This window comes from Paraburkholderia sp. GAS448 (assembly GCF_050435685.1).
Lineage (GTDB): Bacteria > Pseudomonadota > Gammaproteobacteria > Burkholderiales > Burkholderiaceae > Paraburkholderia.
Genome location: NZ_JBNDKT010000065.1, coordinates 1 through 25,080, shown reverse-complemented (window position 1 = coordinate 25,080; position 25,080 = coordinate 1). Strand labels below are relative to the sequence as shown.

The following is a 25,080-nucleotide window of genomic DNA, read 5'->3' as shown; positions in this document are numbered from 1 at the left end:
TCAGCAGGAAGATTGGCGAATAGTCGATGGGCGATGACGCCGGTGCCCTGGGATTCATCTTCATTGGGTGCCGGTCACCGTCGCCCCGTATCGCTATCCGGCCGTGAATTGACGGCCAGGTTGCATTGGATGGCGGTTCCTCGGCCATTGCCGCCATTCGGGCGGACCGGGTTCTACGTCAGTAGTGTGGCGGGTTGCTGCGGCAGTATCTGCCGAAGGGCACTGACCTCTCGATCTACAGTCAGGACGAACTCGATGCCATCGCCGACAGCCTCAACAGCCGACCTCGCGCTACCCATGCATTTCATTCGCCATTCGAGGTCTTCGAACGTATGCTCGCAACCGCTTCGATACACTCAGCTTCCATTCATTAGCCCCCTGTTGCGCTTCACCTTTGATCGCGCCAGGCGAAGCCTGGGAATGGAGGAAGTCCATGTGACGGAAACCACTCATTGGAGTCCAGAGGGTTCGACACCCTCCCGGTAAAGGCTAACCACCAGCCGGAAGCGAGCCTTGCATGCGAGTGCGGTAACGCACTACTTGAAGCGTAGGCAGCGGGTACTGAAGCCGTGTGATTGAGCCTCGATATGAAGTAACCGTTGGTGTCTTCATTTTTCAAAGATTGGGGACTGCACCGTGTGAGCCGTAATGGTGAGACTCACCGGGCCGACCGGGGTCTGAGAGCAGGGCAAAGGTACAAGGATGGATTCCCCAGGAACCTGGGAGGTCCTGTGTTCGACAGCCTTAACTGGCCCTGAGGCACGGGGCGATATAAACCGGGCCATACCCTGCGGAACTCTCCGCTGCAGGGAGCAAACATGGAGAAGAAGGGTTGGAGCGAAGAAGCGAATCCATAAGCGACTTCGTATTCGGCGCAGGAAGTCTTAGCGCCCTCGTAGTACTGATGACGCCGGGGAACGCCGCTCAAGCGGACCCGGTCGATGGGAAGGGGGGCGTCGTTGTTGCAGAATCGTTCGTGGGAAACACGGAGGTGCTTTGAAACCTGAAAGCGTGTCAACGAAACAGGAACGAATAGCCATGCTGGCGAGGAGTAGTCCCGAAATGGCGTTCACCTCGTTAAATCAGTACATCGACTTTGAGTGGGTGAGGTATGCCTACGACTGCACACGTAAGGACGGTGCTGTTGGGGTTGATGGTCAGTCCGGGGAGGATTATGCGGTGAATCTTACGCAGAATCTTCTCGGGCTCGTCGACCAACTGAAGTCAGGCCGGTATCACGCGCAGCCAGTCCGTCGGCATTTCATCGCAAAGGCGGACGGCGGGCGTCGTGGGCTCGGCATTCCCTCCTTCGAAGACAAAGTGGCGCAACTCGCCATCGTCATGCTTCTGGAGCCGATTTATGAACAGGACTTTCGAGACTGTTCGTTCGGTTTCCGACCTGGTTGCAGTGCTCACGAGGCATTGCGGGCAGTGTGGAGGGGGATTATGTACCGGGGTGGGCAGTGGGTGCTGGACGTTGATGTTCGGAAATACTTTGATAGCATCGACCAGGCCAAATTGAGAAAGCTCCTGGCCAGACGAGTCACCGATGGCGTAGTTAGAAGGTTGATCGACAAGTGGTTGAAAGCAGGCGTGCTGGAGGATGGTCAGCTGTTCTATCCGGACTCCGGTACGCCCCAGGGCGGGGTGATTTCGCCTTGCCTGGCTAACGTGTTTTTGCATTATGTTCTGGACGATTGGTTTGCTGCTGAGGTGCAGCCGCGCCTTCGTGGTCCGAGCACTCTGGTTCGCTTCGCGGATGACTTTGTCGTGATACTTGCGCACAGAGAGGATGCTGAGCGTGTCTGGCGGGTGCTCGAAAAGCGGTTGGGTAAGTACGGACTGGAATTACATCCGGACAAAACCCGAATGATTGATTTCCGCTTCCGACCTGAGTCCGGTCATGATGCTCGCCAGGAACCGTTGGCTACGACTTTCAACTTCCGCGGCTTCACCCACGTGTGGGTGACCTCGGAGAAGGGCCGGGCAATGGTACGGCAGTTGACCGCCAAAGATCGCGTTGCGCGTACGCTTAAAGCGATAAACCGGGTTTGCCGTAGTATGCGGACCCGGCCGCTTCGCGATCAACACCAGCGCTTGAGTCGGATGCTTAAGGGGTACTATGCCTACTTCGGCATCAGCGGGAATTATGAGCGCCTGGCGACCCTGCCGTATCAGGTCGCTCGCATCTGGCGCAAGTGGTTATCGCGAAGGTCGAATAAACGCTCTCTGCCATGGGTTGCCTTTGCGGGAATACTCCAACTATTCCCGTTACCGCAGCCTCGGATTGTCCCTCGATATGCCAAACCGTGAGCGAATCTGCACGATGAAGAACCGGATGCCTTAATTGGGCTCGTCCGGGTCTGTGAGGGGTGAGGAGGGAGACCTCCTTGCCTACTCGGAAACCGCCGTCTTCGCCGAGAAAGTTTCGACGAGTACGCCGAGAAAGGCGATGATTGCTGGCCAAAGAGTGCTCACGGCAACCTTCCGAAAGAAGACCATATAATTCCGCTCTTGGACCCGTTAGCCGTCAGAACCTGCTACACCCGTCAAGGTCTGCTCCGGCGAGTGTTGAATAGCCATCGCCCCCTCCTCGTAGCGCTTTAGTGCCGCTTCGAAGAGCTACCCCGACAGTGGGTTACGGTGCCACAACGAATGGAATCCCCTTGTCAAGAGAGTAGCGAGCACTTCCTTTGAAATCGTGCCCGCCTCCTGCAGGACAGTATCCAGATGTGACTGCAGGCCATGGGGGGGTGCCTGGGTTAGCGTCATAGGCTTTGAACAAGCCGTGGCACTTGTTGCACCATCGGAAACCCCCGATAAAATCACGCGACTCCGCAGGGTCAGCGCCCTCATATGGAATAGAATAAGTGACAGGGGGATCATATGCATGGCCTCCCCCACTGGGCAATAGCCGGTGGACGTGGCTACTTCCCATGCATAACCCCGCGGGCCTTCGCCTGCATAGAATAAACCTCGGCAGTTGATACAACGAGTCCAATATCTTTGAATAAAAGGTTCGGTCGGCCAGTCCGTATCCGCTTGGTAGTACTCTGTGCCTAGGACAGCAAAATGGCCACCGGGACCGGCCGGACAGATTCCTGCAAAGATCCCGCCCTCTTTGTGATAATCCCCTGGACCGAAGAAAACAATCTTGCACCTGCTGCACTTTCGCCAGCCATTCTCAAGGTTCATAGCATCGCTCCAAAAGTTTCGAGAACTCGTTAGTCGTCGACACCTATAGACCTATAGCTTGACGGGCACAGGTGATTTCCCCGTCGATCAGGCTTAAGCGGCCCTCGCTGCAATGATGCCCGCCGCGCGCTCGCGTGTGAAGTCGCGATACTTCCGCGTTTCAACGATGGTGCCGATCTTGTCTTTCTCCGAATCGTAGAGCGACGTCGAACCGGTCGACGCGATGAACTCGGCGGCCAGCGCGGAGCGCTCGTCGGGCGTGAGCGACGCGACTGCCGTGCGCGTCTGCTGCGCCTTTGTTTGCGCTAGCCAGGCCGATCTCCGCGATCTGATGAGGACGGGAACGACGTCGCGCAATGGCGTTTCGACACTGCGTGGCCGACCCGATGGACCGGGCCGACCTTCAACGCCAGCGCGAATGAGATCGCGATCGACACATTCGAACTGACGTGCGAATGGCTGGATCGAATCAAATAGGCATGTCGGTCGCTTCCGTACAAGAGCTGGAGGCTCCGGTGAACGGACCTCCGGCAGGTGAGGTCCGACGCCGGGAAGCGGAGATCTCCGCTTGGTGCTTCCCGGCGCATCACCGCAAGCCGCGGCCTTGCGGCGCTCCTGTGGCGCTCACTGAGGCGGTACGGGCAGGATCACGGTCCGCGCCCGCATCGGCTCGTCATGCTCGGCCATGACGATGACGCGCAACCGCTCGCGCCACGCGCGCTCGATCAGTTCCCGCATGGCGCGTTCGCGCGAGTGGAAGCGTCGCTTGTGGTCCTCGTCGTCGAGGATGAAGCCCTCGAAATCGCCGTAGCGATCGAAAACGACGCCGCAGATCTTGCCCTCGAAGACGCGCAGTTTCTCCTCGTCGCACTCGTGGCGATGGTGATGGCTGGGCTCGCCGTGCCCGCCGGTGTGCGCCGGCGGCGCGCCGTGCAGCGACGGCGGAATGCTTGCGGCATTTCCGCCCGAACCGTCCACCCTTCCGGCGACATAGTCGATGTAGCGCTGAAGCACCGGACGCCAGCGATTGGCTGCCCCCAGCATCGCCAGCCGCGCCTTGAGGATCGCGAGCGTATCTTCCTCGGGGCGTAGCATATGCGCCTCGGTGGTCACCGGGATCTTGATCTGGAAAGCGCCGGCGACATAACGGTAATCCGCCGCTGGCGGCGGAGCGGAATCCGCGGGTTGCGCCGCCTCACCGGCGCTCTTGCGGATCACAATGGGCGGCGGCGTAGCGGTGGCCAGCCGGCGCACGAGGATATTGAACTCCTGGCCGGCCTTCACCCCGATCGGCAGATCGACCGTGAGTAACCCGGCGAAGGTCTTTCCCGCCGCGGCCGGGATCGGCACATAGGTGACGCCTTTCACCACCGGACAGGAAATGGTGTTGGCGTCGCTCGCGACGAGGCGATGCTGGCCATAAAGCCGGCTGGCGAGCGCGAGCACCTCGGACGCCGCCACATCCGGCCAGTAGATGTGCGCTGTGCTGCCCGCCGGTGTATGCCCCCAATCGATCATCAGTTCGTCGGGCTGGCCATTCCATGCGCCACCCGTGCCGACGAAGGCCCTGCTCGGCCGCGTGTCGAAGGCCTGTGGAATGCGATGCGTCGGCTTGGGCCCCGGATTGCCAGAGAGGGTGATTTGGAGATTGCGCTGCGCCAGCTTGTCGGTGTTGCCGGGATTGGTCGCGACCCCTGCCTGGAACTGCAGTGGCGCGCCGTCATAGGCGATCTGCGCGACGAGGCAGTGATGCGTGCCCGCGAGATGCGCCTGGTTCGAGGCATCGTAGACATCGAGGAAGCAGCCGTAATAAGCCCAGACGGAATCGCGCCCGGTTTCCACGGGGACGGAAATGTCGCGGATATTGTTGTTCGCGGTCGTCGGGTCGTAATCCTTGGAGCCCGTCTGGTCGATGGCGAAGAAGGGCTGCGTGCGGATCGCCTGGCCCGAGGGATCGTTGGGCAGGCTGGCGGAGGAGGCAAGCGGCGCTTGCGGCAAGGCCGGATAGGCAGGCGTGCTGAGATAGGTTCCGGTGGGATCGAAATCGGTGTCGCACGAGGGCGCGGTCCAAAGGCGGAAGAACACGCGCACATTGGTCGCCGCTCCGGCCGATCCCTGGTTGTCGGTCATCAGGCGGACGCGGGCTAGGGCGAAATTAAAGTTCGCGTTGTGCGACGCGTCCGTCGGCGTCACGGAGGAGTCACCGGTCTCGTAGCCGCTCTGGTCGACGAGGCCGTTGAGCGGATCGGGCGAGGTCGCGGGGACCGGTCTGGTATATGCCTCGTTCCCGTTGAGATAGCCAATCAGCTGCTGGATGTGGTCGTAGGGCGACTGGCCGGCGGTGAACACCGGGGCCGCGCCGTCGCCGGGCAGTGCGGAGGCGCCTTTCGCCAGCGAGAAGACGCGCAGGTCCTGGCTCAGCCAGGACACCGCATTGGCGTCGGTGGGATCGATATTGGAGAAATAGGGATCGGCGCCGGGGACCAGCGCGAAATTCACCGTGTCCTGCGAATTCGGCGCGGGAACCGTGTCGCCGTCGACCTTGAATGTCGCGGTCAGCGGGTAGTCGGTGGAACTGGCCGGAAACGGCGTGACCAGCGGCGAGGCGAAGATCACGTCGAAGGAATAGCGGATGCGCTGAATGACGCTGGTGTCGCTTGTCTCGTAGACCGGATTGGGCTGCGCCGTGGTCGCCGGCGTCAGCGCGATAGTGATGCCGCCGAGACTGGCGAAAGCGCCGGTCGGGGTCTCGATCTCGACCTTGAACGAATTAAAGGTATCGATGCTGTAGCCGTCGAGCGCCACCCAGAACGCGCCGGAGAACACGCCGCCACTGGTCTTGATCGCTTCCTTCACTTCGTCGAGACCAAAGGTGTTCTTGTCGATGAGAAAGCGTAACGTGCCCTGCGGCAGGATGCAGGCGTTGTCGGCCGCGCTCCAGTAGCACTGGAGGTTAGCCTTGAGCCCGTTGATATTGATGATCGCATACTCGTTATTGCAGGTATCGCCGATCTCGTCGTTGACGATCGTCGAGCCGTCCGATCTCTTGCCGTCGACGTGCCAGGCATTGAGAAACGGATCGGTGCAGGCCTCCGCCAGTTCATGCGAGAACGTATTGACCACCCCGGTCGAGGCCGAGTCGGTCAGTGTTCCCTCGTCGTTGATCCAGCAGAAGGTTGAGGTCTTGCCCTTATAGGTGAAGTCCTTGTGTTCGCCGTAATCGGGAAGCGCATTGTTCAATCCGGGCGGGGTGACCACGGCATAGAAGCGGTTGTGCCCGTCCGCGGGAATGGGCACCGCCGGATTGGCGTCGAGAAACGCGGTAAGCATGTTCACGACGTCGTTGTCGGAATAACCGTTCGCCGGATCGCTCGAATCGTTGATCCATTTCCCGAGCATCGTGCCGGGACCGGTGAAGCCGTACTGACGCATTCCGGTCATGTAGGGGCCGGTCACGACGCCGGTGAAGGCCTGGTAATAGGTGTCGCTGGTGATCGTTGGCGGTGGTGTCGTGCGGCTCCAGTATTTGCCCCAGAAGATCACTGCGACCTCGACATTGGCGAACACGCCGCCGCCGTCATCGTGCGTCTTCGTGACGGTGTAGTCGGGGTTCTGGTGCGAATCGGCGCTCGTGGGCGGCATGTCCCGCGTAGGTTTGACGATCAACGGACGTCCAGTGGTGCGTGCGCGGTTCTTCATGGCTCGATTCCTTTTGATGAGGGCCAAAACCCGATCGGAATAACGTTTCCACGAGCCGATGGCGGCCCCCACGCGGCTAGACGCGATGGCGCTGATGAATCTTCTTCAGACGAGCGGGATCGGGGGGGGGCGGCGCGTTGCGGTCGTGTGCACCGCTGACTGGAAGACGACAACGTTGGATGGAATTTGAAGAGGGCGTGCGGAGGGCGCAGGCCTTTCGCGGCGAGGCGACTTGGGGTTGACCTGGATTTAAATGCGAATTCCGGGTTAGGGCGCTATAGGATTCACGGCGTTCTGCGCTCAGACCCTAAAAATATTTTTATTGAAATCAGATGCTTGGGTAATGATAGCGGCAGCCGCAGGGAGGGCGACGGCGTCGAAGCCCGCGGGTGGGACTGGCGTACCTCACTTTTTGACACATCTGACAAGCCAGCATATAGGGGCCTCAATGGGTGAATTCGGCCAGGAGCGGCCGTTCGCCAGCGCTCTCTGGTGGACATTCGAACGTCGGCTACGCTCAGGTACCGGCCATTGAGATACAGGCTCGATCCGGCAAGTCCTCGGCCAAAGCGGCCATCGGCGCTGCCTTCTCCGCGACCGTCGAGCTATGACCGCTTTCGCGCGAAGTCAGCGCCCGAAGTCGACCCTCTGTAGGACCGTCGCACAGGTTCGGACACTACGGCAGCTTCCGGGGAGGCAGCGGCCTTTGCCACCATGGATGCCATTGGCGAAACAACGGCCATACAGCAGATCAAGCCAACTTGGCATAATCGGCCGAAGTAGTCATCCGCGATGGATGCTCCTGGAACGGGTTATACAACTTGGATGCTCCTGGAACGGGTTATACAACTTAGCCGCTACACGCGTCTGGTCGTGATGCCCGCGCTGCGCTGCCTCACGCGCCTTTGCAAGCTACATCGCGCGATCAAGTATTCGCAGAGTCCGTTGCATTGCGTGGTACAAATCTGACATAGGATCAGCATGCCAAAAGAGAGGCCGCGGCATATCCGCGGCCTTGATCCGCGTAAACAGGGATCTGTCCATAGTTTAAGACGAGTCAAGGGCGTTGGGTGGGATTTCGACAAGCCATAGTTGTGTGGCGCGGGAACGAGATCTCCACAGCCAGACCCCGACCATCGATGCCACTACTAAAACGCAGTTGAGCTCCAAAGTGCTCCACAATGCGGACAACAATCGACAGGCCCAACCCGCTGCCGTTCGCTCGAGTGCCGGTCGCGCGAAAGAATCGGTCAGTGAGGCGCGCCCGATCTTCGGCCTTAACGCCGGGCCCGTCATCCCGGACCGTCAGCCAGGCCGCGTCGATGCCGCGTTGTACTACGACTTCAACTTGCCCGCCCACGTCGCCGTACTTGATCGCATTGTCGATCAGGTTGTGGAGCAATATGCCCATCAAGGTCGGCTCGGCGATGACTTCAATGGCAGCGTCTTCAACCAGCGTGACCCGGATTCCCCTTCGGAGCGCATTCTGCTCGCTAGCGACGACCGTGTCCCGGGCCACAGCTGTCAGCTCTACCGGTGAGTTGGCTATAGTCTCATTCTCGTCGAGGCGGGCGAGCAGCAGCAACTGATCGGCGAGATGCGCGCTGCGATCGACACCTTGGACGACACGCCGCATCGCAAGTTGTTGCTGCGCGACGTCCTGAGCGCTCAGCGCCACCTGTGCCTGTACCTTAATGCCAGCGAGCGGCGTCCTCAGCTCGTGCGCCGCGTCGGCCGTAAATGCGCGTTCGCGCTTGATCGAATGCCGCAGTTGGGACAAAAGATGGTTGATTGCATCGACGAGCGGACGCACCTCGGTGGGCGCTCTGCCCATGTCGATCGGCTCGAGTTTGCTGGAGTCGCGTGTGCGAATCGCTTTCTGCAACGTCTTGAGTGGTGCAAGACTGCGGCCAATGCTCACCCAGACGAGAAGCGCGAGAACTGGGAGCGCGAAGGCCATCGGCCGGGAAATGCGGCGCGCCACGCTTGCCGCGAGATCGCTGCGGCTGGCGGCGATTTCCAACACCTGTACGGTTCGCCCGGTCGATGCGTCGTGCAGCGTGTATGCTTGCCACAACTGGCCGCCGAGCATCAGCGTGCGCTCGCCAGCCTCAACGTTTGACGGAAGGTTGCCCGAACTCAACGACGCAAGTTCCGGGCTACTGGCGAGAATGCGGCCGTTGGTGTCGCTGACCTGAAACAGAAGATCGCGCAGCCCGTCGTCATCCTTGTCTTCATCGGGTGCATCGAAACGGGTCCTCGATATTGCAGCGAGATCGTGCTCATCCACCACAGCCAGGGTTTGAGCAAACTGTACAAGGCGAACGTCCTCCCATTCTTCAGCCTCCTGGGTCGCTGTATGATAGCTCGAAACCAGAGCAAAACTCCAAACAAGCACGATGCTCGCGAGCACCAACACCATTAGCCGGCGGCGTATCGAGGCCATCATGTTTGCTTCTCGACGACGTAGCCAATGCCGCGAACGGTCCTGATCAGGTTGGTGCCAAGCTTCTTGCGCAGGTTGGAGATATGCACCTCGACCGCATTACTTTCGATCTCCTCTTGCCATCCGTACAGGCTCTCTTCAAGACGGAATCGAGATTGCGGCATGCCCTGATGGGTGAGCAAGTGAACCAGCACCGCCCACTCGCGAGCGGTCAACGGCACGCGCTCGTCACCACGCAGAACGGTTCGTGCCGCCGGATCAACGGTCAAATCGCGATACCGGATCACCTCGACGCTACGTCCCTGCGTCCGGCGCAGAAGCGCGCGGCAACGGGCTATGAGCTCGGACAGGTCGAAAGGCTTGCCGAGATAGTCGTCGGCACCCGCTTCGAGACCGGCCACTCGATCGGCTACCGTACCTCTCGCGGTGAGCACGAGGACCGGCATATCCTTTCCGCCGTCGCGTAACCGCTTGAGGAGTTCCATTCCCGACATCCGGGGCAATCCGAGATCAAGCAGGATTAACGCGTACACGGTGGCGCTCAAAGCGAGATTCGCTGTCCGGCCATCTTGTGCCCAGTCAACAGTGAAGCCCGCCTGGCGAAGGCCCGCCTCGACACCGCTGCCGATCAGATCGTCATCTTCAACAAGGAGAACGCGCATAGCGATATGTCACACACAAGGGTTGTGCTTGCCGAGGTGCCTTCCCCTTTCCACGTTGTGGGCCGGGGCACCGTAAGTTTAACCACGTTGGACGACTGAAACACTGCGGGAGCGCCCTTAAGATTTTCTTCAGAATCGCTTGGTATCATCCCTGATGCTTCCGTCGCGCAAAGACGGCTCTCAATCCGATCCGTTCCCCAGCGCATCCGTCTTCATCACCACTCGATCGCAAGAAGGGAAACGAAAACGCGTTCAATACCTCCGCCAATTCACATCGTCGAGCAGCCCTGCGACGCGATCCGCTAGAGACATGTTTCGAGCCTGTCTCGTGACGAGAACACGTGCGGTCGCGTTTTATCCGGCCCATGCCGGGTTTGAGTCAGTTTGCTGCATGTCAATATCCTCTCCGGCGGAGTCGGTGCACTTGTTGGGCTGGGGCAAAAAGAACACCCAGCACGGATGCTACCGCTATTTCCAGATCGGAAATATATTATATAAATACGCACTCCTAATAATACATCTCATCCTGCATTTTGGGGAACTTCCCCCAGCGACATGCCGAGATAAATAGACGAGACTGGCATTCATGCAGAGGCGGAGCACCAACGGTCGCACGTCTACGCCAGCAGATTCCATGTCGGAAACGATTCGGTCTGGCTGGGAACTCTCACCGGTGGTGAGAGCGGACATGCAATGAAATGCGGCACGCGATGTACGCAGTTGAGTCGCGACATGCAGGATAGGTGACGTGAACGCTGTGTATCCCGCGGGGCTAATCGGAGAAACGCGGTACCTGGGCTAACGAACCGAAGGGTTGGATCCCCGTAAGGGGGGGCAGCAACGGTTGATGTTTGCGCCACGGTAGCGCTTGGTGCCCGCGCCTGATGAACTGCAGACCAGCAGTAGCAAGGGGATCATTATGTTGAATAGTCGCCTGTTTCGCACGGCTGCGCCGGCGCTGCTATTTCTCTTCTTCGCGCTACCCGTTGCCGCCCAGTCCTTTCGCGTGCAGTGTCCGAATGGGACGACGCTTCACAAGTCGCTCGACGGCAAAGTCGACTCGATGGCGGCAGGCGATCCGAACCGGCCATCGTCGGCAAACGCCAATCCGCAAATCAAGTGTCAGCATATCTCGGGCGGTGATGGCTACGCGACCATGGCCGACGGACAGCAGGTCTATCTGTTCGCGTTCGGCCCGCTGTCGGGTCTGGCCGACATGTCGGTGGGTCTGCCGGCCACCCAGCCCGCGTCGGTATTCAATGCACCGTACCTGGGACCGAATTTTCCCGGCGAAGCCGTCGTACCGAACAACGCGGCGATAAAGGAACCCGCCCTGATGATGAACAACGGGGTGCTGGCCGGACAGGCACCCGCGCCGACGATGGCGCTCGATGAAGACGACGAATTCTTCCTGACGCTGTCGAACGTCGGCATGATCATGCGCCCCGATCTGTTTGAGCAGCACACGGTGCATTTCCACGGCTACCCGAATGCTTCATCGTTTTTCGATGGGGTGCCTGACGCCTCGGTGGCGATCAATATCGCAGGCAGCTTCACCTACTACTACACGGCGCCCGATGCGGGAACCTACTTCTGGCATTGCCATATCACGCCGCCTGAGCATCTGCAAATGGGCATGGAAGGACAGCTCTATGTCCGTCCTCGTCAGAACCGGCTGAAAGCGGGCGCAAATCTCTACACCGCGCTGCACGACTACGAGTATCCATTGCAGCCGATCAGCGCCGCGGCGACGGCGCATTATCCAAACACTTCCTTTCCGCCCGAAGACTGCCGCAAGGACATACTCTGCTCCACGCCGCTGCCAGTCAAGGATTCCGGAGCCGTCCAGACGCCCGGCGCGCATTACGCGTACAACGATGGCGATGGTTCCACGCGCTATGACGTCGAATATCCGATCCAGATGATGGGCTTCGATCCGAACTTTCACTTCATCGGCATGACTTTCAATCCGGAGCCGTTTGTGGACATGAAGGACAAGTACTTCCTGCTGAGCGGCCGCGGCTATCCGGACACGATCGGCGTACCAGGCTATGCAGGGCTGCCGGCGGGGGCACCTAATCCGACTGCAGCGGGCACAATCACGACGCTCGACTCGGACGGCGTATCCCGCGTCTCGCAGCCAATCCCGACGCTCATCACAATCAACAAGACCGCTGGACAGACACGCGCGCTCCTGCGCATATCGAACCTCAGCGTTACCGAGTACCACACGCTCGCCACCGAGGGCATTCCCATGCTCGTGATCGGCTTCCATGCGCGTCTGTTGCGCGACATGGCGGGCGCGAACCTGTACTACACGACGAATTCGCTGACCATCGGTGGGGGCGAATCCGCGGACGTCATTCTCGATGTCACGAATATCCCGCCGGGGACGTACTTCCTCTACACCACGCAGCTCGATCACCTGTCCAACGATGCGGAGAATTTCGGCGGAATGATGACCGAAATACGCGTCCTATAAGAGGATCCCGAAATGAAATCATTAAAGGGGTACGGCGAGGTGATCGTCCTGGTAAAATCAGTCATACTAATGATTGCAATCGGTGTGAGCCTAGCGGTCGGCAATGTGCGGGCCGCAGTTCCGGGCATCACGGGCGGCACCACCACGCCGGCATTCAATTTGGTTGCCAGCGCCGGAACGACGTCGCAGCCGGACGGCGCATCGATCTATACCTGGGGCTACGGCTGCGGCAAGGCCGGGACCAGTGTCGGCCAGATCGCGCGGGCCGCACCAGCGGGCTTCACTCCTGCAGCGCTTGCGGCGATCAGCACGTGTCCGGTCATGCAATTGCCCGGTCCTACGCTGATCGTCAAAGAAGGGGATACGGTAACCGTCAACCTGACGAACGAGCTGCCCGTTGCCGCCGGCAACACCTCGATCATTTTTCCCGGCTTCAAGGTGGCAGCCACCCAGGGCGTTGCGGGCGTTCTTACGCGCGAGGCATCGCGCGGTCAGACGGTGACCTATTCGTTCGTCGCCACGAAGCCCGGCACTTACGTGTACCACAGCGGCACGCAAGCTGAGCTCCAGATCGAAATGGGGCTCTACGGTGCCCTGATCGTGCTGCCGAAGACGCCGCCAGCAGCCTGCCAGACGAGCGCGCTCGGATCGCAGACTGACTACCGGCTTTCCACCGCTGCGTACAACCATCCGCAATCCTGTTACGACCGCGAGTACCTGTTCCAGCTTACCGAGATGGACTCCAACATCCACGCCGCGGCACTTCAGCAGGTGAAAACGTGCGATGCGGCGATTGCGGCGAATGCGAATGCCCAATGCCTGCCCATCGCTGTCCAGACCGAGCCCTATCATCCCAACTACTTTCTGGTCAACGGTCGCTCCATGCCTGACGACATGGATGCCCCGTTCGCGCCCAATTACCCCAGCCAGCCGTATAACGGCAATCCGCACCTGCATCCGGGCGAAACCATGTTGATCCGGACCGTCGGGCAAGGCCGCATCCAGCACCCGCTGCACATTCACGGCAACCATGCGCGCGTGCTTGCACGCGACGGCAATCTGCTCGTGTCGACCGTCGACCAGACCAGTCTCGCAGGGCCGCTCATCTTCACGTTCCCGACTGTGTCGGGACAAACCGTCGATGCGCTTTTTCAGTGGACCGGCAAAGGGCTGAACTGGGACGTGTACGGGCACACTTATGCCGGCGCGCCCGCCGGGCCGAGCACGATCGGCAATGGCGACCCGCAGCCCTGCTATCCGGACACCACCGGCTATTTCACGAGCTCTAGCAATCCGGCAGCGATTCCGGCCGTCACGCCGAACTACGGCGAATGGTGCGCGGATCACAACAAGCCCATCCCGGTGACGCCGCCCGATCTGAATATCGTGACTGACGGCCTCTGGTATGGCGGCACGCCCTATCTGGGCCTGCAAACCATCCCGAGCGGCGGCGCGCAGTTCATCTCGACGCCGAGGCCGCCCGGCTTCGCGAGCCAGAACCCCAGCGCCGGCTATGCCTATATGTGGCACTCGCACGATGAGCGCGAGATAACGACCAACGACGTCTTCCCGGGCGGAATGATGATGATGCTGATCGTCGATCCTCCCGCGGCGAAGATCGACGAGACGCAGTGACGTGCATGCGCTACAGGAGCAGCGAGCATGAGATTCCTGACACACAGGGCGATATTGGGGTGGGCGGTTTGCGCAATGACGATGTGCGTGAGCGCATCGGTGTCGGCGCAATCTGTCACGACGGTCAACCTGACTGCTCAACGCATGACGGCTGCGCTGCCGGACGGAACCACGGTTCCGATGTGGGGCTACTGCACGAACGATGCAGCGCAGGGCGCTGCGCTCGGCGGCGGCAGCCTGCGCACGGCGAACGTGTGCTCGCGAACGCCTGCCGGCTCGACCACACCTGTGCCGAACACGGTCTGGGCACCGGGGCCGACCATCGTCGTGCCGGTCGGCAACAGCCTGCGCATCAACCTCACCAATAACCTGCCGTCGGGTACGCCGACGTCGCTCGTCATTCTCGGACAAATCGGTGGAAGCGCCGGGCAGCCGACGCGCGACGCCGATCCGATCGTACATCCGACAGTGACAATCACGACATGGCCGGCCAACGGACAGGCTGCGACGTCGGGCGGCTTCGTTCCGCCCCAGCAGGCGGCGCGGGCCCGGGCGTTCGCGCAGGAGGCGAACTCGGGCGCGACGGTGTCCTACACGTGGAATACGAACATCGCGCCGGCCGGTGCAAGCCCGATGTATCTGAAGCCGGGCACTTATCTCTATGAGACCGGCAGTCACCCGTCGCTGCAGGCGCCCATGGGCCTGTATGGCGTGCTGGTCGTGACGCACCCGCCGCTATATGAGGTCGAGGCGGCCGGCAGGCCGGATGCAGAAGTACACCTGTCGAACGATCCGCGAGCGATCGGCAGAGCGTTCCCGGGCGCATATCGGAACGCGGGACCATCGCTCGCGTCGCTCTTCGACGTTCCATACGATATGGACGCAGTGCTGCTGTTTTCGGAAATCGATCCGGTGCAGAACGCGGCGGTCGACGCAGCCGCCGTGGCCGCCACGAGCGAGACAATACGCTGGAACGACCCGCGATGCACGCAGTCGCAGAAGGCGGCGCCCACCGTGAACGGCACCGCACAGGCGCAGGTGCCTTGCTATCCGGCCGCGGTCAATTACGCGCCGACTTATTTCCTCGTCAACGGCCGACCGTTTGACCAGAGCGACCCGGCCGGCACGTCCGTGGCGCTTCCCGATCTCGTGGGAAGCGACCTCAACGCGCTAAGTGGCAACGTGCTCGTGCGCATGGCCAACGCCGGTCTGCGAACCCATGTGCCGACCGTTGTCGCCCAGCCGTTCCAGTTGATTGCCGAAGACGGCAACGTGGCGCCCGGAAATCCAAAAGGGCAGAACGAAGTCAACATGCCCGCAGGCAAGACGATCGACGCACTGGTGCGGCCGGCAAGAACGGCCACGTCCTATGTCGATGGCGCGTTCTCATTCTTCGACCGCGCCCTGGGCTTGACGAGCAATAACGAGACGGCGGGAGGCTTCGAAGGTTATCTGGTCATTACCACGGCGAGCACCGTCACCGCGGCGCCGGGCCAGTTTGCCACCGCGCTCAATCAGGCGATCGGCCGCAGCGCTAAACCCGCGGTGGCCCCGCAGGCCAATCCGGACAACTACACGTTGGCGCCGAACGCGACGACGTTCGGCAACAATGTCCTCGCCAACGACATTGGCGTGTCCAACGTCGTGATCAAAGGAACGACGCCGCCCGTGGGCGCGACGTCGACTTCCATCGCTCTCGCGCATGGCACGGTCACGCTCAACACCAATGGCACCTTCACGTACACGATTACGACTGCCCCGACCGCCACGCCCGCCAGCGACACGTTCACGTACTGCGGCAACAACGGCACCGCCTGTGCGCTGGTGACGCTGGCCTTCGAGGCAACGGGCGCCCCGCCTACCGCGAACGCACGCGTGTACGACAACACGGCGGCGAGCGCGTATCCGAGCCGGGTGGCTTCGTTGATCCAGGTGCCGCGCGGTGCCGGGCTGCTGGCTGGCGCCGTCGATCCGAACGGTTATCCGCTCACCGCGAAATTTTCAGGCACCGCACCCTCGTGGGTCACGTTGAACCCCGACGGCTCGTTCACGGCGACACCCTGTTCGACGGCTCCGGCAAACTGCACGTTCCAGTTCGTCGCAGCGAACTCGCAGGGCACGTCGAGCGCGGCGCAGACGGTAACCGTCGTCTTCCCCGCAGGCAGCGGGCTGCCTGTGAATCTGGTCGACGCGCAGAACGGCACGGCCTTGCCGAACGACTACAGCTGGATCATCGAGGAAGATCAGACGTGGCACAATCCGACGCCCGGCACGACGCCGCCCATCGTCAACGGGACGCCGCAGGTGAGCCTCGCGACCAGCTTCTTCCGCAGCCACATGCCCGTCGTGGCAGCGGGCTGCACGGGCCCGCTGAGCTGCGGCGATGCGCAATCCAACAACGGTAAGGCGGCGCAGGCAAGGCCACGGTCGATCCCGTCCGACGTGGCGCTGGACCCGACAAAGTGGTACTTCGTCTCGGTGCTGCCCGGCGACGCAGCGAACCCGTTCATCGGAGGCTACGCGAGCGATCCGTTGATCAATCCGGACTGCCTGAAGCCAAGCTCGCCCACGGCGAACGACGCCAGGTGCGGACACTCGATGAGCGGAGTGTCGGTGCCGCCGGCCACAGGCGGCACTTACCAGACGGCGACGATCAAGGTCGAGCCCAGTCCGCTGAAGCCGGCGCAGCTGTCCATCTATATCTTCGAGGACAGCAGCCCGACGAACGGCGACCCGGACGCCAACGAGCACGGTCTCGGAGGTTTCGAAATCGTCGTCTGGGACGTGGCTGGGCGCAGCGGTGACCCGGTCGGTCAGGTCACCTATGATGCGTTCAATCAGCCGCTGACGAACGCGCTTCTGGGCACGCCCGGCTGCCCGAACGTTTATAGCCCGACCGCTTCAGGCGTGTCGACCACGCATCCAAACTATGCCGGCAAGGATCTGACGGGCGTGATCATCACCTGCCCGAACGACCCGGTCGATCCGGCCAATCCGTCGGCGGACTACGTACTTCAGGGGCAGGCGCTCATCAAGAACCTGATGCCCGGACGCTTCGATGTCATCGCCCATCCCGGGGCCGCGCGCCAGGGTGCCGGCGAAGTCTGGTATCAGGTCTCCACCCTTGAGGGCACGCCCGGCCAGGATGCCTTCACGAAGTCGGGCGAGCCGCCTTACTTCCAGGAGTTCGGTCCGCCGGGATTCCATACGTTCATTGGCTTCGTGAACCCTGCCCACATCGCACAGCAAAATGCGATTGCGACCCACGTGCCCGTCGGCGGCGTGCCGCCCGCGAACCCGACCGGCGACACGGAAGGGCCGCCGACCACGGGACCGATCGCGCTTGCGACGACCTCGGTGACGGGCCGCGTCACGAGCCTGCACATGTCGCGCCCCGTCATGGAAACGCTATGGGACTCGGGCTCGCGCTCGGCATTTGCCTCGACGACGTGTTTCGTCGGCCTGAATCAGGCCGGCGAACTCGGGCTCAACATCGGCTTTGCCACCTGCGATGCGAACGGCAACTTCAAGCTCGACCATATTCCGGTAGGCTCATACATGCTCGTGGTCTGGGACCAGTGGCTCGACCAGATCATCGCGTCGAAGGCGATCGAGGTCACTGCGAACGGCACGCCTGACACTAACGGCAATCCCGTTCCGGCGGGGCCCGTGGCGATGGGCGACATACCGGTGTTCAGCTGGTTTACGCGCGTCGAGACCGGCACGTTCGTCGACACGAACGGCAATGGCGTGCGCGACCCCGGCGAGCCCGGCATCGCGCAGGTACCGGTGCGGATCCGCTACCGTGACGGTTCGGTCTCGAATACGCTCCTTACCGACTCGGACGGCAACGCCGTCTTCAACGAGCTCTTTCCGTTGTTCAACTGGTACGTCGTGGAGTCGGACCGCACACGGTTCGCGGGCACGGGCGTCAACGTGACCGTGGACGCAGGCGGGCTGGCCGATTGCGTCACCTATAACAGCACGACCGGGCAGGGCACGCTCAACGGCAGCAATCAGCACAGCACGCAGCCGTGCTCGAGAACGGGAGGCATCCTGAACTCCTCGTATGCATGGACCGATCCCGTCTCGGGCAAGACATACGGCGCCGTGCCGAACGGCACATCGACCGCGACCAACCGTGTCGATTCGGGCAACGTGCTGTTCGAGGGCCTGCAAGGATTCATCAACCAGACCGAGATGCTGGACTGGGGCAAACGCCCGTTCGCGGCAGGCGAAAACGGCGGCATCGAAGGGATGGTCGTCTATGCGTCGACGCGCGGCTTCGACGATCCGAGCCTCGAGGTCCAGTTCATGTGGGAGCCGGGCGTGCCCCGGGTGCAGATCAATCTGTACCGCGAGACGACGAATGCCGACGGAACGACCGGACTCACGCTCGTCAATTCGACGAAGACCACGAGCTGGGACGACTATGCGAACGGCGCGTCCGCGAGCGGAGCAGCCAACATGGTCTGTCCGGGCCAGGATCCGAACGATCCGTTCCTGTCGTACACGCTCGGTACGTCGAACCAGTTCCGCTGTTACGACGGCTTCCACCTCTGGAACCAGGTGCAGCCGGCGTTCTATGACGGTTCATACCAGTTCGACACGGACTCGTCGGGCAAGCCGCTTACGTCCGGCAAGTACGTCGTGGAGATGATTCCGCCTCCGGGCTACGAAGTCGTCAAGGAAGAGGACAAGAACATCCTGATCGGCGATGCGTGGGTGGCGCCGGCCGCGCAGCAGTTCGCGACGATGTCGAACATCTTTATCATGCCGGACCAGGCCCAGGTCGCCGCGTACTACAACCCGAACAATCCAAACAATCCGACCACGAGCCTTGGCTTCAAGGGCGCCAAGCAGCAGTTCCCCGCGTGCATCGGTACGTTGCGCACCGTGCCGGACTTCATGAGCCTGTTCCCGAACTCGGGTCAGGTGGCGCCGTTCGCCGGCGCGAGCAAGGCGCTGTGCGACCGCAAGGAAGTCACGCTGAACGACCAGATGACCGCGCCCGCGAACTTCTTCGTGTTCAGCAACACGCCGGTCGCCTCGCACTACACGGGGCTCATCCTCGACGACGCCGCAAGCGAGATCAACGCTGCTTCGCCTGACTTCGGCGAGAAGTATGCCGTCTCGTATGCGCCAGTCTCGATCCGCGACATGAACGGCGTGGAGATTTCGCGCACATACTCGGACCAGTGGGGCACCTACAACGGCATGACGCCGTCTACGTGGCAGGTCAACGTGCCGAACCCGGCGGGTTACTCGCCGAACATGCTGATCACCTGTATGAACGATCCTGGCCCGATGATCGATAGTCGCACAGGGTCGGCGACATACGGCCAGATGATCAACGATCCGTTGTTCAACCCTTCGTTCAGCAACTTCTGCTACACGAATCCGTTCATGCCTGGCGCAACCGTCTACCTCGACACGCCGGTACTGCCCGTCGCCGCGTTCGCGGACGGCTATAGCCCGCCCGATTGCGACTACCCGGACGCCACGCCCGCGGTGAAGCGCGTGGATGGCGACAACGTCGGTCCGTGGGTTGCCGCAGCCGATGGCACGCATACGCTGCGAATCACAGCACTCGGCGATATGGACGTACAAAATCCCGCCTATCAGGGTCCAGGCTCGACCACGGCGCCTTTCAACCAGCGCACCGTGAAGCGCCACTACGGGTTTGGTACGACGGCGGGCACGGTGACGGTCAACGGCGTGCCGCTCACGAACGTGTCGTGGTCCGATGGGCTCATTACCGGCATGGTCGCCGCGGGCACGACCACGGGCGAACTACAGATCACGAACGCGAGCGGCACCAACAGCGTGGATGCGGTGACCGTCGAGATAGGCGGCCCCGCCCCAACGATCGTGAGGCAGGCGTCGACGGGCACGAGCACCACGAATGCGGCCGCCATTCCCCATCCGATTCAGGACGCCATCGACGCCGCGAAGCCGGGCGACCTGATCATCGTCGATGCAGGCGTCTATCCGGAGCTCGTGATCATGTGGAAGCCCGTCAAGCTGCAGGGTGTGGGCGCGGCCTCTGTCACGATCAACGCAGCGAAGTATCCGACCCAGAAGCTCGACGACTGGCGGCCGCGCATCAATCAGCTCTTCGGCCTCGACACGACCGCACCGAGCGGCGCCGGTGGAACGGCCGATGCAGGCAGCCTGGGCGAACTCGTCACGAACCCGCAGGTTGATCCGCTTCCCACGCAGGCGCCGATCACGGGCGGTGTGATTCTGCTTGAGCCGACCATCCTCGCTACCGAGGAAGGCGCGGGTATCACGGTGCTTGCCAAGGGCGTGGGCCTCGATGGCACGACCCCGCTCACGGCCAGCGACTGCAGCACCAATCCGGCCTCGCCGATGAACTCGGGCAGCAGCTACTACAAGGTGACCGCGTATAACAACGGCGTGCCGTCCGCGTCCGCCTTGACGCCGACCGGCTGGAAGATGTCCGACTCGAACTTCCTGTGCGCGCGCTCGCGCATCGACGGGCTCAGCATTACGGGCAGCGATGCGGGCGGCGGCATCTTCGTGAACGGCTGGGCTCACAATCTGGAGATCGCCAACAACCGCATCTTCAGCAATGCGAGCGCGATGCACGGTGGTGTGCGCATCGGCAGCCCGTTCGAGGAAGAGACGCCGCCCGCCGGCGGATACGGGTACGACAACAACGTCCGCATCCACCACAACTCGATCACGAAGAACGGCACCGTCGAAGCGACGCCAGGCGCGGGGACGATCAACGTGACCGGATCGGGAGCGGGCGTGTCGATCTGCACCGGCACGGACAACTACGCGGTGAACTACAACTTCATCTGCGGCAACTACAGCAACGGCAACGGCGGAGGCATCGGCGCGATCGGCGTCAACATGAACGGCAACATCGCGCACAACCAGATCCTGTTCAACCAGAGCTGGCAGCAGAGCGCGGCGGTCCACGGCGGCGGCATCGACATCGAAGGCGACCTGACGTCGGCGACCACGTTGTCCAACGGCACCGGCAACATCACGATCGACTCGAACCTGATCGTCGGCAATTTCGCTCAGGCCGGGCACGGCGGCGGCATCCGGCTGCAGCAGGTCAACGGCAACGACGTTGTGTCGAATCCGAAGAATCCGGCGAAGTGGTACCGCGCGACGGTGACGAACAACATCATCGCCAACAACGTTGCCGGCTGGGCGGGTGGCGGCGTATCGCTCGTCGATACGCTGAACGCGGGCATCCATGAGAACACGATCGCCAGCAACGACAGCGCGGCTATCGTGGGCGCGTTGTTCGCCACCGGCGGGCGCGGTCCGACCACGGCGTATCCGAGCCCGGCGGGAATCAGCACCGAGATGACGTCGCCTGCGCTGCTCGCGTCGTTGCCGACAGCGGCATCGGCTGGCGTGCCGGCGAGCGCAACGAAGGCGCACAACGCGTACTCCAACCCGGCGCTGTTCAACGACATCGTCTGGCATAACCGGTCGTTCTTCGTCGACGCGAGCACTGGCGCGGCCAATGTCTGCTCGAGCAACAACGTTGCCGACGCCGGAACGAGCTGCACGGTCCTGCCGCCGGCCCCTGCGGCGGGCGCCTGCATCGGCTCCCCAGCGTATTGGGACATCGGCACGGTGGGCGACACCTCCGCGGCGGCGTCCAACTTCGTGCTGACTGATATCAACAACTCGGTTGTCTCGCCGAACGGCTCGGTCTATGGCAGCGGCACAGGCGCCGGCGTCTCGACAGGCGATCCCGGCCTCACCAGGATCTACTGCAACGGGGCACGCGCCAATCCCGCTTTCAAGTTCGAACCGGGGCAACCGTTCCTGCCGCCGTTCAGCCTCGCTGCCGGCGTGACGCTGGACGAGGCGGGCAACTTCGTCGATCTCAAGTATGGTCCGCTGTCGTTGTCCGATCCGCTGCAGCCGGGCTACGTGGCCTATGGCGATTACCACATCACGGCAACGGGCACGGCATTCAATCAAGGCGTGACGCTCGACCCGCAAAGCAATCTGGCCGCGACGAGCTATGACTTCAGCGGCGCCGCGCGCCCGGCGCCCGGCCGCGTGCCCGGCGTCGACATCGGCGCTACGCAGGTGAACGCGCCCGGCGCGCTGGCGCTGACGCCGCAGTCGATGCTGGCAGCCGTGGCAAAGCAGGTGAAGGTGCTCACGGGCGTGACGATTCCCACGCCCGCTCTGCCGGGTGCGGTTGTGAAACGGAGGGCACCATGATGAACCGCATCCGTCGCGTGTGTGCCGTTGCGTTCATCGTGGCGACGCTCGTCGCGCAAGGCGGGTGCGCCAGTCGGGCCGATGCGGCGCACGATGGGGACCCGCGCGACGAAGCTCACGCCTGGCGGGTCCGCCGTGGACCGTTTTTCGACAGCACGTGGGGTGTTGAGGTTATAGGCGTGAAACTCGTGTCATCGGGCTGGATGCTGCAATTCAAGTACCGCGTGACCGATCCGGTCAAAGCGAAAGAACTCTTCGACCACGGCACCAACGCTTATCTGACCGACGAGCCGAGCGGAGCGAAGCTCTCCGTTCCCACGCTCGATAACGTCGGAGCGCTGAGGCAGATGTCGGAGCCGGAGCAGGGACGGACCTATTACATCGTGTTCGGCAATGCCAGCAAGATCGTCCAGCGCGGCAACCGCGTGAGCATTGAAATCGGCAGGTTCGTTGCGGACGACCTGATCGTCGAGTAGCAACGTCCGCACATTTGACAGATGGAGCAGCGCATGAATCGATACGATCTGATACTGCTGCGTACGCGGCTCGTCCTTGCGGCCGCGCTTTCGGTTGCTGTAGGCGCGGCGCTTGCGGCGCAAACGGCGTCCATGAGCGCGAACCAGGTGGTAGCGAAGAACGTGGCCGCGCGCGGCGGCCTTCCGGCGTGGCGCCAGGTGCATGCGATGACGTTCGTCGGCAAGATCGATGCGGGACGCACGCATCCCGATCCGGAAGGAACTGTCGACAATCCTTCCAGCTCGCCCGGCAGGCGGCACATGCTGGAAAAAGCATTGAGCCGCAAGCCCGACGCGACCCAGGGCACCGTGATTTCACTGCCGTACCGGATGGAGTTGAAGCGGCCGCGCAAGGTGAGGCTGGAAGTCGACTTCGCGGGCAAGACCGCGGTGCAGGTCTATGACGGCACCAACGGCTGGTACGCACGTCCGTACCTGGGCAGTTCCGCCGTGCAGCCGTTCAGTCCGGCGGAGCTCAAGCTCGCCGGCGATCAGCAGGAACTCGACGGTCTGTTGATCGATGCGGCCGCCAAGGGCAACCAGGTCAGCATGGACGGTGTCGAGGCGCTGGATGGCCATCGCGCGTATAAGCTCAAGGTCACGCTCAGGAATGGAGACATCCGGCACGTATGGGTCGATGCATCCACTTTCCTGGATGTGAAAGTGGACGGCACGCGTCAGGTAGGGGGACGCACGCGCACGATGGTCACCACGCTGCGCGATTACCGCAAGGTCGATGGTGTCATGATTCCGTTCATGATGGAGACAGTCGGCGAAGGCGTGAGGCTGCCGGAAAGGATCGTGATCGAGAAGGCGACGGTCAATCCTGATCTTCCGGACGATCGCTTTGCGCGGCCGCAGTCTCCGAAGGCGGGCTAGAAGGGAGTGTTCACACTATCTGAGCCCATCGACGATGAGCGCAAAATTGATGAAAGCGAGGAACATGACGTCCAGTTTCTCGAATCGGGAGAAGTTGCGGCGTACCATTGGGCGGTCGACAAAATCAGCCGGTTCACGGTGTTGAAGCGGACAAAATCGAAAGCGGCGGGATCGGCCGTTGTGGGTCGATAGCGCCAGTTCGCGACCGCGCGGCAGCGGTCATTGCCGAATGGCTCCAATCTGAAAGGCATGAATGGCCTATATTGGCCGAACACCCGTCTCCCTATGCGAATCGACGAACGGCCGTTGTACCTTGGCAACCGCCGTTGAGGTCGCGCTGGGTCGACGGGCCGAAGTGGGTCGACACAGGTAGTTCGCGAAACCCTGCCCTAACCGGCCTTCTTGATGGCGCTCATTACATCACCTCCAAATCGCCGATGTCGTCGTCCGCTTCAGTGGGCTCGTGCTGTTCGCTTACTAATGGTTCCAACCTATAATCATTTCGTGTCGGACATCGATCCGATGCACCTTGACTGAGGGAGTCGCTGTAAGCACGAAACCGGCGGAGGTGGGTATGCGCTTCGAAGCATTTTCGTTTGGTTCCATCCGCATTGATGGAGTCACTTACCAGCATGACGTGGTGATCGACCACGGGCAGGTGCGCAAACGCAAGAAGAAACCCTCCAGGCAGTTCCGCGAAGCCTTTGAGCACACACCGCTGTCCGCACAGGAGGACATACCCTGGAAGTGCCGCCGGCTTGTGATTGGCACTGGCACCGGGGCGTTGCCAGTGATGGAAGAGGTGAAGTACGAGGCTCAGCGTCGGCAAGTCGAATTGGTTATCCTGCCGACAGCGGAAGCCATCGCCAAACTCAAGAAGCACCCTGACCGGACCAATGCGATCTTGCATGTCACGTGCTAGACCGCGCATTGGCGCGGATTTCCGGCGTTGAGTATGAAATGGCTCTTGATCGGGCGGCGGCGACTGCCCGCGGAAGGACGGAAGCCGGCCCAGAGTGTGTCAAAACGGCTGGCCACTGGGAATTGACGAAACCTGTCTCGGCGCAGGTCGCGGCGTTTCGATTGCGGCGACCCGAACGTCAAATCACAGCCGAACACATCGCAAAGGCTCAACAACCCCGTACGGACATCACGCCCGCATCGCCTTCATAACCGCTTCTGATCCGAGTAGCTTGATCACCCGCTTCATGTTGTACGCCAGCACGTGCAAGCTCATCTCCGCGCTCACCCGCCCGATGGTCCGTGTCAGGAAATGAGTGGCGCCCATCCATGCCTTGATCGTGCCGAACGGGTGCTCGACAGTCTGTCGCCGGATGC

General features: G+C 61.8%; 12 protein-coding genes and 3 pseudogenes. 9 read left to right on the top strand and 6 right to left on the bottom strand.

The genetic code is table 11. The annotated features are described in order from the left end of the window. Positions 1–191: 191 nt before the first annotated feature. A pseudogene (locus tag P3T23_RS44385) lies at positions 192–374 on the top strand (IS30 family transposase); the annotation flags it as partial. A gap of 688 nt (positions 375–1,062) precedes the next feature. Next, entirely contained in the window at positions 1,063–2,313 is a 1,251-nt protein-coding gene (ltrA, locus tag P3T23_RS44380; protein ID WP_429322388.1) for a group II intron reverse transcriptase/maturase, read from the top strand. Positions 2,314–3,288: 975 nt separating this feature from the next. Here ltrA and P3T23_RS44375 read toward each other — a convergent pair. After that, the gene (locus P3T23_RS44375; RefSeq protein ID WP_429322387.1) at positions 3,289–3,552 is read right to left on the bottom strand and encodes a hypothetical protein; all 264 of its coding nucleotides are present in this window, start codon (positions 3,550–3,552) and stop codon (positions 3,289–3,291) included. Between the two features lie 33 nt (positions 3,553–3,585). Between P3T23_RS44375 and P3T23_RS44370 the strand changes: the two are divergent. After that, positions 3,586–3,672: pseudogene (locus P3T23_RS44370) on the top strand (phage tail protein); the annotation flags it as partial. 147 nt (positions 3,673–3,819) lie between these two features. Here the strand turns inward: P3T23_RS44370 and P3T23_RS44365 are convergent. The 3 genes from P3T23_RS44365 to P3T23_RS44355 all read right to left on the bottom strand — a co-directional run bounded on the left by P3T23_RS44365 (position 3,820) and on the right by P3T23_RS44355 (position 10,002). Next, positions 3,820–6,894 (bottom strand): hypothetical protein, encoded by a 3,075-nt coding sequence (locus P3T23_RS44365; protein ID WP_429322386.1) that lies wholly within the window; start codon positions 6,892–6,894, stop codon positions 3,820–3,822. 1,057 nt (positions 6,895–7,951) lie between these two features. After that, entirely contained in the window at positions 7,952–9,343 is a 1,392-nt protein-coding gene (locus P3T23_RS44360) for an ATP-binding protein (protein WP_429322385.1), read from the bottom strand. Beyond that, complete coding sequence (locus P3T23_RS44355) at positions 9,340–10,002, bottom strand: response regulator (protein WP_429322384.1); 663 nt, start codon at positions 10,000–10,002, stop codon at positions 9,340–9,342. The genes P3T23_RS44360 and P3T23_RS44355 overlap by 4 nt, the downstream gene beginning before the upstream one ends. Positions 10,003–10,921: 919 nt before the next feature. Between P3T23_RS44355 and P3T23_RS44350 the strand changes: the two genes are divergently transcribed. From P3T23_RS44350 to P3T23_RS44330, 5 genes are all read left to right on the top strand, one after another. Then, complete coding sequence (locus P3T23_RS44350; RefSeq protein WP_429322383.1) at positions 10,922–12,484, top strand: multicopper oxidase domain-containing protein; 1,563 nt, start codon at positions 10,922–10,924, stop codon at positions 12,482–12,484. 69 nt (positions 12,485–12,553) lie between these two features. After that, entirely contained in the window at positions 12,554–14,119 is a 1,566-nt protein-coding gene (locus tag P3T23_RS44345; RefSeq protein ID WP_429322389.1) for a multicopper oxidase domain-containing protein, read from the top strand. Positions 14,120–14,146: 27 nt separating this feature from the next. Next, positions 14,147–22,348 carry an SdrD B-like domain-containing protein gene (locus tag P3T23_RS44340; RefSeq protein ID WP_429322382.1) on the top strand — a complete coding sequence of 2,734 codons (8,202 nt, stop codon included), beginning with the start codon at positions 14,147–14,149 and terminating at the stop codon, positions 22,346–22,348. Beyond that, positions 22,345–22,824, top strand: a complete 480-nt coding sequence (locus tag P3T23_RS44335) for a hypothetical protein (RefSeq protein ID WP_429322381.1) — start codon at positions 22,345–22,347, stop codon at positions 22,822–22,824. The genes P3T23_RS44340 and P3T23_RS44335 overlap by 4 nt, the downstream gene beginning before the upstream one ends. Positions 22,825–22,857: 33 nt before the next feature. Continuing rightward, entirely contained in the window at positions 22,858–23,742 is an 885-nt protein-coding gene (locus P3T23_RS44330; protein WP_429322380.1) for an outer membrane lipoprotein-sorting protein, read from the top strand. Between the two features lie 15 nt (positions 23,743–23,757). Here the strand turns inward: P3T23_RS44330 and P3T23_RS44325 are convergent. Continuing rightward, positions 23,758–23,844, bottom strand: a pseudogene (locus tag P3T23_RS44325) (IS5-like element ISCARN85 family transposase); the annotation flags it as partial. 472 nt (positions 23,845–24,316) lie between these two features. Between P3T23_RS44325 and P3T23_RS44320 the strand changes: the two are divergent. Continuing rightward, positions 24,317–24,664: an MTH938/NDUFAF3 family protein gene (locus tag P3T23_RS44320; protein ID WP_429322379.1), complete on the top strand. Its 348-nt coding sequence runs from the start codon at positions 24,317–24,319 to the stop codon at positions 24,662–24,664. 228 nt (positions 24,665–24,892) lie between these two features. Here the strand turns inward: P3T23_RS44320 and P3T23_RS44315 are convergent. After that, on the bottom strand, positions 24,893–25,080 hold a 188-nt coding region (locus tag P3T23_RS44315), incomplete at its 5' end, for a transposase (protein ID WP_429322378.1).